Source organism: Streptomyces sp. NPDC005648, from assembly GCF_040605395.1.
Taxonomy (GTDB): Bacteria; Actinomycetota; Actinomycetes; order Streptomycetales; family Streptomycetaceae; genus Streptomyces.
In genome coordinates, this window is record NZ_JBEXCS010000163.1 from 1 (window position 1) to 10522 (window position 10522).

A 10522-nucleotide genomic window follows, 5' to 3' on the forward strand; every position below is an offset into this window, starting at 1 on the left:
GCGGGTCCGCGTGGTGCGGACCGGCTCTCCCGGTGGGCGATACTGGGTTCGAACCAGTGACCTCTTCGGTGTGAACGAAGCGCTCTCCCACTGAGCTAATCGCCCGGGAACGCACTGAACCATACAGGTCTTCGCGGGTTTCCTTCAAACCGCTTCCAGGTGCGCGACCAGCCCGCGCCGCCCGGCTCGCATCATCAGCAGGTGATTGAGGCGGAACACCGGCCGCCCCGGCACCGCGAACCGCCTGAGCAGCGGCTTGCGCACCTCGACGGCCTGGTCGTAGCGGGCGAGGGTGCCGGTGCCGTCCGCGGTGATCGTCCAGCGCGCCCAGCCCTCCAGGTCACCGGTCATGGCGATCTCCAGAACCCCCGCCGCGGGGTCGTGGCGCGTCTGGCGGGCGGTGAACCTGATGTCGTACGGCAGCACGGACCGGACGCGGACGACGCCGCTGGTGTCGTCGAGCGGGGTCACCTCGCGCACCTGGGGCCACCAGCGGGGGTAGTCCTCGGCCCCCGCCAGCGCCTCGAACACGGTCGCGGGCGGCGCGGACAGGCTCCAGAGACTGCGGAAGCGGTAGTGCGTCCAGTCCATGGGAAGAGTCTGCCCGTACGCGGCGCGTTCCTCGTGGATCTGAGTACGGTCTGAGTACCCGCACTCATGTCGTACGACGTGACGCGGACCACACTCCGATCCATGACGCATGTTCCGCCCCCGGCCGAGGAGTTGCGGCTCCTCGACGCCGAGCTGGGACGACTGGACGCCTACCGCGTTCAGTTGCTCCACCGCCGCGCCTGGCTGGTCACGACCCTCCACGCCGCGCCGCACACACCGGTACGGCCCGTCGCGCGGCCCCGCCCCGAGACGGACGCGCCCCGGGTGCAGAACGTGCTGCTCCTCCTCGGCGGTGTGCTGCTGACCATCGCGGCGATGGTGTTCACCCTGGTCAGCTGGGGACACCTGGGCATCGTCGGACGCAGCGCGGTGCTGGGCGCCCTCACCCTGGCCGTCCTCACCGCGCCCGTGGCCCTGCTGCGACGCGGACTGCGCTCGACGGCCGAGTCGGTGGCCGGCCTGGGACTGGCGCTGACGGCACTGGACACGTACGCCCTGCACGAGGTGGCGCTCGCGGGCGCGGACGGCACGGCGTACGCGGCGGCGGCCACCGCGGTCCTGGCAGGACTCTGGGCCGCCTACGGTCTGCTGCCGGGCACCTCCGCTCTCCGCCTCCCCCTGCCGGCAGCCCTCCTCATCGCCCAACTCCCCCTGCCCCTGTGGGCGTCGGCGGCCTCTTCCGGCCCGTACGGCAGCGCCGCCGGGCTGCTGGCGACGGCCGGGTTCGACACGGTGGTGGCGCTCCGCCTCGTCCCGGCGATCCGGGTGCCCGCCGGGTCCGTACGCGTCATCGCCGCCCTCGGCGCGTACGGCATGGGCGGCATGGGCGCACTGACGGCCGGCTGGCTCTCCTGGAACGCAGCCGGCCCGAGCGCCGCCGCCCGTGCGGCGGCGCTCCTCCTCCTCGCTGCGGCCCTCACGGTGGGGGCGGCCCGGCGGCTCGCGACGACGCCGGCGAGCGGCGGCGGCGAGCCCGGGACCTCCGGCAACGAGCCCGGCACCTTCGGCGGCCCCGCCCCGGCGGAGAAGGGGACAGCGACGGCCCACGCCCTCGCCGGGGCCCTCCTCCTGGTCCTGGCGGCAGGCGGCACACTCCGTGCCGCGGTGCCCGCCGACTGGACCGTCCCCGCCTATCTGGCCTGCGGTCTCGCGCTTCCGGCGGTGGTGCGGGCAGCCCTCCTTCCCGCCGCCGTCCGGCGCGGCTTCCAGCAGGCGTCCGCCGTCGTGCAGGCGATCGCCGTCGTCTGTGCGCTGCCGCTGGTCGCCGTGGCGCTGCTGGGACCGCTGGGCTGGGCGCGGGACCCCTGGTCGGGAGCGCCCGCTGGGGCCCGCGCCGCGGTGACCGTGCACACGCCCTGGCCGCCGTACCCGACCCCGCTCCTGCTGGCCCCCGTGGTCGTGGCCGCCGTACTGGTGCTCCTGGTGCGCGACACGGCGTGGCGCCCGAGGGCGCTGACCACCGCGGCGGCCCTCGTCTGGGCGACGGTCATCACGGTCCCGGCCGCCTTCCAACTGCCGTACCTGGCAGCACTGTTGGTCCTGGGCACCACCCTCACCGCCGGCCTCGCGACTGCCGTCCACCGCCCCTCGGGCACCGCGCTCGTCCTCGCGCTCGCCACCGCGCTCCCCCTGGCCTTCCTCTCCCTGGCCTCCGAACCGGCCACCCTCACGGTTCCGTCGGCCCTCACCGTCCTGTTCGCGACCGCCGCTTCCCTGCGCCCGAGCCTGACGCCGGTCACGGCCCCCACCGCCCTTCTCTCCGCCGCGGCGCTGGCCTGCGCGACGGGCGCGGCGCTGGACTGGCGGCCCGAGCAGACGGCCCTGCTCGTCCTCGTCGTCCCCGCGGTGGCGTCCCTGTCGGCCGCCCGCGTCACAGCCCCTCGGACCGGAGTGCCGATCGAGGCGACCGGCGTCGCCGCCGCGCTCCTCGCCGCAGGCCTCGCCGCCGCGGACGCACCGATGCTGGCCCTCGTCCTCTCCCTGTGCGCGGTGATCGCCGCCGCAACGGCCCTGCGCCCCGACCGCCACCACGCCGGCTACGCGGCGACCGCCCTCTTCGTCCTGGCCGGCTGGGTACGCCTCGCGTCCTGGGACATCGGCACCGTGGAGGCGTACACCCTTCCGGTCACCGTCCCCGCCCTGGTGATCGGTGCCCTCCGTCGCCGCCGCGACCCGCGGACCTCGTCATGGACGGCCTACGCCCCCGGTCTGGCCGCCACCCTCCTGCCCAGCCTCGTCGCGGCCTGGCACGACCCCCACTGGACCCGCCCGGTCCTACTCGGCACGGCGGCCCTGCTCCTCACCCTGCTGGGCGCCCGCCACCGCCTCCAAGCCCCCCTGATCCTCGGCGCCACCACCCTGACGCTGAACACCCTGCACGAACTGGCCCCGTACCTGGTCCAGTTGACGGGCGCCCTCCCCCGCTGGGCACCTCCGGCACTCGCGGGACTGCTGTTGCTGACACTGGGAGCCACCTACGAACGCCGCATCAGAGACGTCCGCCGAGTACGGGACATCCTGACCGACATGCGCTGACAGCGCCCCTCCAGGGGCAAGGGGAGCTGCGCGACCGGCCCCCACCGGCCCGCAGCCCCCGACCAACCGCCCCCTCACGGCACTACGGCATCTTGTCCCCCAACAGCGCCAGATTCTCAATGGCGGCGAGCCCGTACAACGCCGTGTCGTTCGTGGACACCCAGGTCGCCTCGCTCCCCGCCACCAGCGCCGCGGGCCCGCTCACCGCCTGCGTCTTCCACGGTGAGGACTCCGTGTACCCGTCCGAGCCGTAGAACTTCGCCCAGGCCCGCTTGGCCAGCCCCGTGTCCCCGGTCTGCACCGCCGCATACGCGTCGAGCCGCGAATGCCCCTGGAAAAGCAGCAGAGTTCCGAAGTCGGACCCGTAACGGGCCTTCTGTTCGGCCTTGGTGGCGTTGAAGTACCGGCAGTAGTCGAAGTACGCCTCGCTGAACTTCGGCATGTCGACGAGATGGATGAGTTCCGCGCACAGCTCGTTGAGGCCGAAGACCGCGGACAGATGGGACACCGACACCACCGGCGCCGTGGCGACCGCGAACTTCCCGGTGTCGAGGTCGTACAGACCACTGCCCTGGACGAACCCGTTGGGCTGGGCGGCGATGCCCTCCATGGTCGACAGCACCCGCGCCCTGGCCTTCTCCCACTTGGGCCCCTTGCGCTCCCACTCGGTCAGCCAGGCCGAGACCAGCCCGCTCCAGTCCGTACCGAACCCGATCGACAGGGCGTGCCGGTCGGGCGTGTACGGATCGGTCCGCACCTTCCGCAGCGGGTCCAGGACCAGGAACGTCTCGTCGGAGTCGACGTTGGCGTGCATGAGGTCGCCGACCCGTTCGTCCCCAGTGAGGAAGAAGTAGAAGCGCCGGTACGTGGTGTTGGCGATCCGCTGCTGCTTGGCGCTGTCGGCGAAGTGCTGCACACCGTGGCGTGTGCCGAGGCCCGCCCATTTCCCGAGGTGGTACACGTCGACCTCACCCGTGTGCCGGGTCATCGCCTCCGCGAACCGGAAGATGTCCGACCGGCCGGAACGCAGATACGCGTACCAGAGCCAGAGGTCGGGCGACAGCTCGGAGTTGTCCCAGGCGTAGCCGCCGATGTCGTAGCGCCACACATGCCGCACGGTGTCGTACGTGTGCATGATGTCGCCGTAGTCCCAGAAGCCGTACCAACGGCGTTGCTCCACCTGGTCCTTGTAGTAGGTGAAGAGGAAGTCGAGGTGGTCCTCGATCTTCGCCTTGGCCGGTGTGGACCGGTCGGGCTCGGAGTACAGCCCCGGCCCGAACACCTTCGCCTTGACGAGCTGCCTGGGCGGGGCGGCGAGCTGAGGCAACACCCGTACGGCTTCGACCTGTTGGGCCAGTGTCTCCGGCGCCGGCGTCGACTCGTTGGCCCAGAAGAGGAGTTCGGAGGTACGGGCGATGCCGTACGGGGTGCCGAACTCGGGCTCGTAGTCCTCGTACGTGATGTTGAGGCCTTCGAGCTGCTCGGCGTAGGTGTCCTGGCCCATGCCGTCGTGGTAGAAGCGCAGGTCCATCGGCTGGGCCTCGGGCGACCAGAGCCAGAGGGTGACCTCGGCCTCGTCGGTGTGGGCGTCGCGGATGTCGAGCTGGGCCGGGTACTTCTCCCAGAAGTCCCGCAGCCCGAAGGAGAGTCCACCGCTCGCGCCACCGACATAGCCGAAGCCGGACGCCCGCTTGCCGCCGCCGGCGCCGATCCAGCCGTATCCCTTCTTCGTGCGCTTCCTGACCGTGAACCCGTCGGCGGAGAGCTGGGAGAGGGTGTAGTCGCCCCACTCCGGGATGTACTGCAGCCGGGTGGTGACCCGCTGGTCCCAGGTGGACGGGTCGGGCAGCTTCTGCCCCGCGTACTGCGCCGCCTGTACGGCCGCCCCGGGGTCACGGCGCAGTCCGGTGATGCCCTTGACGGCCTCCCGCAGCAGACCGGTGCCCTCGCCACCGATGCGGACATGCCGGTCGTACGACTCGTCCCGCATCGGCACGCTGAAGCGCACTCCCAGCCCGCGAATGAAGTCCCCGCTCGCCTTGCCGGGCTCCTGTGTGCCGTCGTAGGTGATGGTGTGCACCATGCGGAAGGAGTCGGCACCGGCGTAGAAGTACAGCCGGATCGAGAAGGGCAGCCAACTCCGGCCGCCCTTGCGGTGCTTGCCGTCGATCCGGACGACGGCCCGGACCGGTCCCTCCTGTTCGACCGTCACCTCGCCGATCGCCCCGTCGAAACGCTCGGTCCTGACCGCGCCCTGGTCCTCGTCCTCGATCTCGGGCTGACGGATGAGTACGAGCCGTCCGTTCCTCGCGATCTCGGTCGAGCCGCGCTTGACCGACTTGACGAGGGTGGAGCCGTCCTTGCCGATCTTCACGGTGATGACGCCGGTGGAGACGTCGACCGTCCCGCCGCTCTTGTCGACGGTGACCCTCTTGTCCGGGCCGGCCGCCTCACCGGCGGTCAGCGTCAGCTTTCCGGATCCCGAACTCACGGCGTGCGCCGTCCACTTGAGGGATCCGTCCGGCCAGTAGGCGAGCGGCCAGGACTGCACGGGGACGGCCTTGCCGTCGGCGTCGGTGAGCGCGAAGGTCTGGTCGGCCTCGTACACGCCCTTCGGCCAGGGGACTCCGACTGTCGAGCCCGGGGCCGCACCCAGACCGCCGTCCTCCAGCCAGTCCAGGGTCACCGGTTCGGCATCGGCGGCCTCCGCTCCGGGCGCGGCCTGCGCGTCCCGGGCTCCTAGCGCCCAACTGAACTGCGCGGCGGCTCCGGCTACGGCGGCCGCCTTGAGGAGGGATCTGCGGGGGATGGGTGACATGTGAGGTCAGCCTTTCGTTTGCGGGCGGGGGGCGAGGGGTGCTTGCTTGCGGCTGGGTGGGTTGGTCAGGGGCATGACAGGGGGCTGGGCGAGGGGGACGGTGGTATGTGACATAGCACTGACTTGGTAGTTCCAGTGCTATGTGACATAGCACTGAAACTGGGCAGCTCAGTGGTATGTCACATACCACCGCCCTTCCCCCCACCCCGACCTGGCACAACAGCACCAGAAGTCAACGCCGCCGATACCGCTCCTCCACGGCGACGGCCGCCGCCGCGACGGCTCCCAGGACGGGGACCGCCAGCGGTGCGACGAACCAGGCGGACAGGGCGACCAGGGCCAGGCCGCCGATGAGGAGGAAGGATCCGGCGGGGTCGAGGACGGTACGGCGGCCCGCCTCGGCGAGCAGACCCCGCCACCTCTCCCCCGGCGTCCAGACGGCCGCCGCGCGCAGTCCGGCCACGGTGGCGCCGATCAGCGCGAACAGTCCGACGGCCCCGACGAGCGGGCCGCCGGGAATCCCGGCGCGCACGGCCTGGACGTCCACCCAGATCACCGCCGCCGCGACCCAGCCACCGAGCCCGACGGCCCAGCCGTGGCGGACCGCCGTACGGAAGTCGTCCGCGAACTCCCGCCAGCCGCCGCCCTGATGGGCCGTGCGCCGGCGCAGATGGCGTGCCCCGGCGGCGAAGGCCGCGGGGTAGGTCACCACGCCGAGCGAAGCGACCGCGATCCACACACCGGTGAGCAGACACTCGGCGAAGACCGCGAACCGTTCCGCGAGGGCGGACTCCCCGCGGGGTTTGACCACACGTGCCTGGGCCATGGTGACCGCCTCAGCCCTTCAGTCCGGACGTCGCCATGCCGTCGATCAGATAGCGCTGGAAGGCGAGGAAGAACAGCAGCACCGGCAGCAGCGCCACCAGCGACATCGCGATGAGACCGCCGTAGTTGGCGGCGACGCCGTCGGAGTCGCGGAACATCATCATGCCGAGGGAGACGGTGTACTTGCCGGGTTCGTTGAGGTAGATCAGCGGGCCCATGAAGTCGTTCCAGGCGTTGATGAAGGTGAAGATGGCGCTGGTGATGAGCGCAGGGCGGCACAGGGGCAGCACGATCGACCAGTAGATGCGCAGGTGTCCGCAGCCGTCGATACGGGCGGCCTCGTCCAGCTCCCTCGGCAGGTTGCGCATGAACTGGACCATGAGGAAGACGAAGAAGGCCTCCGTGGCCAGGTACTTGCCGAGCAGCAGCGGCACGTAGGTGTTGATCAGCTGCAGCTTCTGGAACATCACGTACTGCGGGATGAGCAGTACGTGGTACGGCAGCAGAAGCGTGCCGATCATGAGGGAGAAGAGCAGGTTGCGGCCGGTGAACCGGATCTTGGCGAAGGCGTAGGCCGTCAGGGAGCAGGAGACGAGGATGCCCACGACCGCGCCGCCCGCGTAGAACAGGGAGTTCTGGAAGAAGGTCCAGATGGAGATGTCGGCTATGCCGTCGGCGAGGCCCTTGAAGTTCTGCAGGATCGGGTGGGCCGGGAACAGCTGGAGGCTGTTGATGATGTCCTTGCCGGGCTTGAACGAGGCGCCGACGACCCAGAGCACCGGGTAGAGGATGACGGCGAGGATCAGCAGGGCACCGAGGTGCCAGGCGAGGGAACCCGTCCGCTTTCGGCCGAGGGACAGGGGTTTGGTGGTGGTCGCGCTCATCGGGCGCCCTCCGTGTCGTTCTCGTAGTGCACCCACTTCTTCTGCGACCAGAAGAGGACCGCGGTAACCAGGGCGACGGCGAGCAGCAGCATCCAGGCCATGGCGGAGGCGAAGCCCATCTGGGCGTTCTTGAAGCCCTGCTGGTAGAGGTAGCAGGTGTAGACGAGGGTGGCGTCGGCCGGGCCGCAGTAGGTGTTGGAGACCACGTAGGCCGAGCCGAAGATCTGGAACGAGTGGATGGTCTCCAACAGGATGTTGAAGAAGAGGACGGGGGAAATCATCGGCAGGGTGATGTTCCAGAACCGGCGGAAGGGTCCGGCGCCGTCCATCTCGGCGGCCTCGTAGAGCTCCCTCGGGACCTGCTTGAGGCCGGCCAGGAAGATGACCATGGGTGCGCCGAACTGCCAGACGGTGAGCGCGACCAGGCAGTAGAGGATCCAGTCGGGGTTGCCGACCCAGCCTCCCGCGTGGACGCCCACGGCGGACAGCGCGCGGTCCACGATGGCGTTGTCGGAGAAGATCGACCGCCAGACGAAGGCCACGGAGACGCTCGCGCCGATGAGCGAGGGGGCGTAGAACGCGGCCCGGTAGAAGGCCTGGCCGCGGCGGCTCTGGGCGAGGAGCAGGGCGACGCCGAGCGCCAGCAGCAGCTTCAGCGGGGTGCCGATGACGACGTACTTGGCCGTCACCTCGACCGACTTCTGCCACCGGGGGTCGTCGAACATCTTGGTGAAGTTGTCGAGACCCACCCACTTCGGGGTGTTGAAGAGGTTGTAGTCGGTGAACGCGAAGTAGAGCGAGGCGATCATCGGGCCTGCGGTCAGCAGCAGGAAGCCCGCGATCCACGGGGACATGAAGAGGTAGCCGGCGAGGTTCTCCCGGCGGCCCCGCCGCTTGACGGCGGCGGGGGCTGCGGGGCGGGCCTTCCGGGTGGCGGGCGGTGAGTCCTTGACGAGCGTCACGGTGCTTTCCCTCGGTTCCGGTTCCGGTGCGGTCCGGTCAGGCCTGGAAGGCGGCCTGCGACTCGTCGAAGAACTGCTTCACCGCGTCGGAGACCTTGACCTTGCCGAGGCCCAGGTCGCCGCCGATGCGCAGGAAGGAGGCCTCGATGGTGTCGGCCCCGGAGGGGTGCGGGGTGATCGTGCCGAGGACGCCCGCCTTGGCGGTGTCGGCCTCGTACTGGGCGATCTCCTTGTTGACGGGGTCCGTCGGCTTGAAGGCGTCGTACTGCTGGGTGGAGGCGAGGATGCCGCGGTCGTAGCCCATGATCTTGCCGACCTCGGGGTCGTGGACCATGAAGTCGATGAACTGGGCGACCTCCTTGGGGTGCGGGGTGCGCGAGGAGGCGCTGAGCATCAGGGAGGCGAGGTACTGGCCGGTGTGCTTGCCGTCCATGGTGGGGATCGGGGCGAGGCCGTACTCGCTGCTGCCCTCCGCCGTGTAGCGGACGGTGAAGTTGTCCCAGGTGAATTCCGAGGCGCCGTGGCCCGCGGAGAGCGAGGACTTGGGCCGGTCCTGGGCCACGACCTTCGGGTCGGTGATGATGCCGGCCTTCGTGCGGCTGTAGCCGTCCTGCCACCACTCCGTCAGATCGGCCTTGTCGAAACCGAGTCCGTCCTTGGTGTAGAACGCCTTTCCGTTCTGCCGCAGGTAGAGGTCGTACAGGTACATGATGCTGAAGTAGCCCGTGTCCCCCGGCACCTTGGTCTTGTCGTGGATGGTCTTGAGGGCCTTGAAGTACTCGTCCCAGGTCCAGCCGGTCTCGGGTTCGACGCCGGCCTTCCGGAACACCTTCTTGTCGATGACCAGCGCCATGGTGTTGGAGCCCACGGGGACGCCGAGTTGCTTGCCGTCGACCTCGCCGACCTTGGTGACACCGGCCCGGAAGTCGTCGAGGCTCAGGTTTCCGGCGTCGATCTGCGACTTGAGATCGAGGAGAACGCTTCTCTTGTCGTACTTCCTAAGGAATGTGACGGCGTTTTGGAAAACGTCCGGGGGATTTCCGCCCGAGGCCTGCGTCTGGAACTTCTCCCAGAAAGACACGTAGTCCTGGAAGTCCGTCTTCACCTTGATCTTCGGATACTTCTTCTCGAAGAGCTTGATGGTCTGGTTGATCTTCTTGGCCCGCTCGTCGGCCCCCCACCACGAGTAACGGATCGTCACCGTTCCGTCGGCGGAGGTGCCGCTGTCGCCCCCGCACCCCGTTGTCGTGGCGAGACCCAGTGTGGCCACCCCGGCCCCCGCCGCCTTGAGGATCGTACGCCTCTCAACATTCCTGCTGGTTCCCACAGTCGGGCCCTCCCGGCGTCGTTGCCGCCTGCATGAATCGTTTCAAGTAAGCGCTTGCTGGCACAAGTTACGGAGGGCCTCGGGGTGCGTCAATGATTCGGACAGGAATTTCTTGGGGCACTCTTGGCCGGATCGATGACAAGCGGAGGCGGGACGCCGTCGCGGGCGCGGCGCTATCGCAGGTGAGACGCGCGAGGTCGGCGGGTCGAACGACGGGCGGCCGCTTGGGCGGGATCGGGTTACGGCCGAAAGTCGCCCAGGGTGCGGGCACCTGACGGGCCGTCCGGCGGACCTTGACGACTGACGGTGAGGTGGCGCGGAACCCGCGCCAGCCCCCGCGCACGACAACGGCCCACCTGCGCTGACGCAGATGGGCCGTTGATCCCGGGTGGGCGATACTGGGTTCGAACCAGTGACCTCTTCGGTGTGAACGAAGCGCTCTCCCACTGAGCTAATCGCCCGGGCACACGAAGAACATCACCAGCGCCGGCTGCGCGCCTCCCTGGACCCGGTGGTGACGGGCAACGGCGACCGGCTGCGCTTCGAGTCCTTCTCGGGC

General features: G+C 69.7%; 7 protein-coding genes and 2 tRNA genes. 1 reads left to right on the plus strand and 8 read right to left on the minus strand.

Going from position 1 to position 10522, the window contains the following annotated elements; translation table 11 throughout:
• Positions 1-33: 33 nt before the first annotated feature.
• Positions 34-105 (minus strand) — tRNA-Val (locus ABZT17_RS43940).
• Positions 106-144: 39 nt separating this feature from the next.
• Positions 145-591, minus strand: coding sequence for an SRPBCC family protein (locus tag ABZT17_RS43945; protein ID WP_356357795.1), 447 nt, complete (start codon positions 589-591; stop codon positions 145-147).
• Positions 592-693: 102 nt separating this feature from the next.
• Between ABZT17_RS43945 and ABZT17_RS43950 the strand changes: the two genes are divergently transcribed.
• Positions 694-3147: a hypothetical protein gene (locus tag ABZT17_RS43950; RefSeq protein WP_356357796.1), complete on the plus strand. Its 2454-nt coding sequence runs from the start codon at positions 694-696 to the stop codon at positions 3145-3147.
• Positions 3148-3229: 82 nt separating this feature from the next.
• Here the strand turns inward: ABZT17_RS43950 and ABZT17_RS43955 are convergent, their stop codons facing one another.
• From ABZT17_RS43955 to ABZT17_RS43980, 6 genes are all read right to left on the minus strand, one after another.
• A complete protein-coding gene (locus tag ABZT17_RS43955; RefSeq protein ID WP_356357797.1) occupies positions 3230-5965 on the minus strand; it encodes a Tat pathway signal sequence domain protein in 2736 nt (911 codons plus the stop codon).
• A gap of 232 nt (positions 5966-6197) precedes the next feature.
• Positions 6198-6791: a hypothetical protein gene (locus tag ABZT17_RS43960; RefSeq protein ID WP_356357798.1), complete on the minus strand. Its 594-nt coding sequence runs from the start codon at positions 6789-6791 to the stop codon at positions 6198-6200.
• A 10-nt stretch (positions 6792-6801) separates the two neighbouring features.
• Positions 6802-7674, minus strand: coding sequence for a carbohydrate ABC transporter permease (locus tag ABZT17_RS43965; RefSeq protein WP_356357799.1), 873 nt, complete (start codon positions 7672-7674; stop codon positions 6802-6804).
• Positions 7671-8636, minus strand: coding sequence for a sugar ABC transporter permease (locus ABZT17_RS43970; protein ID WP_356357800.1), 966 nt, complete (start codon positions 8634-8636; stop codon positions 7671-7673). Before ABZT17_RS43970 ends, ABZT17_RS43965 begins: the two co-directional genes overlap by 4 nt.
• Positions 8637-8673: 37 nt before the next feature.
• Entirely contained in the window at positions 8674-9963 is a 1290-nt protein-coding gene (locus ABZT17_RS43975) for a sugar ABC transporter substrate-binding protein (RefSeq protein WP_356357801.1), read from the minus strand.
• Positions 9964-10352: 389 nt separating this feature from the next.
• Positions 10353-10424, minus strand: a tRNA-Val gene (locus tag ABZT17_RS43980).
• Between the last annotated feature and the right edge of the window lie 98 nt (positions 10425-10522).